Annotated in this window: 3 protein-coding genes; 1 reads left to right on the top strand and 2 read right to left on the bottom strand. The window is 57.2% G+C overall.

The features are described from left to right. The coding region (locus NKI24_RS35830) for a transposase (protein WP_352750933.1) at positions 1 to 141 on the bottom strand (141 nt) is incomplete at its 3' end. Positions 142 to 222: 81 nt separating this feature from the next. On the opposite strand from NKI24_RS35830, the gene NKI24_RS35835 reads away from it, so the two are divergent. After that, positions 223 to 408, top strand: coding sequence for a hypothetical protein (locus NKI24_RS35835; RefSeq protein ID WP_352750927.1), 186 nt, complete (start codon positions 223 to 225; stop codon positions 406 to 408). Here NKI24_RS35835 and NKI24_RS35840 read toward each other — a convergent pair. After that, on the bottom strand, positions 398 to 717 hold a 320-nt coding region (locus NKI24_RS35840; protein ID WP_352750930.1), incomplete at its 5' end, for a transposase. The genes NKI24_RS35835 and NKI24_RS35840 overlap by 11 nt on opposite strands.

Genomic DNA, 717 nt, shown 5'->3' on the forward strand with positions numbered 1-717 from the left:
CGTGTTCTCGTCCTCCAGAGCCTTCAGTCGCCGAGCCTCGGAGACATCCATCCCGCCGAAGCGGGCCTTCCAGTTGTAAATCGAGACGTCGCTGACCCCGTGCTTGCGGCACAGATCGAGCACGCTTACGCCAAAGGCCATGGCATCCGGATTTTCACGACGCTTGTAGGAATGAAGGGGCGGGATCTACAACGGTTGCGAGCGCTGCGCTGGAGGGTATTCGTGATCCATGTTTTCGATGATGGCGCCTACATGAATAGCCGCCTTGTCAAAAACAAGTATCTCGATTTGATTCGTCAACTGGTCGACGCCGACATCTCCTCGATTCGCTTCGTAGTCTTGGGCGAGGTCCATCCCGATATCGCCGACATAATCCCTGCCGAAGCGCTAGAGTCTTTCACGTTTTGACGGAAGCGTATCCGGCGTTTGCGAAGTAGTTTTTGCATTCGCCGGGTTCGATCGTCGCAACGAGGTGGCCGATGTGGCGCCAAGCGTCCTCGACGGTACGCTTCTGAGCTTGTCGCATCCAATGCTTGATCTTGGCGAAGGCCTGCTCGATCGGGTTGAGGTCGGGGGAGTAGGGTGGCAGGTACCAAAGCCTGGCGCCGGCAGCCTTGATCATCTGCCTGATCGCCGCCGACTTATGACTTCCCAGATTATCCATGACGACGATGTCGCCGGGTTTCAGCACGGTGATGAGCTGCTGCTCGACATAGG

It is taken from the genome of Mesorhizobium sp. M0701 (assembly GCF_040320365.1).
Lineage (GTDB): Bacteria > Pseudomonadota > Alphaproteobacteria > Rhizobiales > Rhizobiaceae > Mesorhizobium.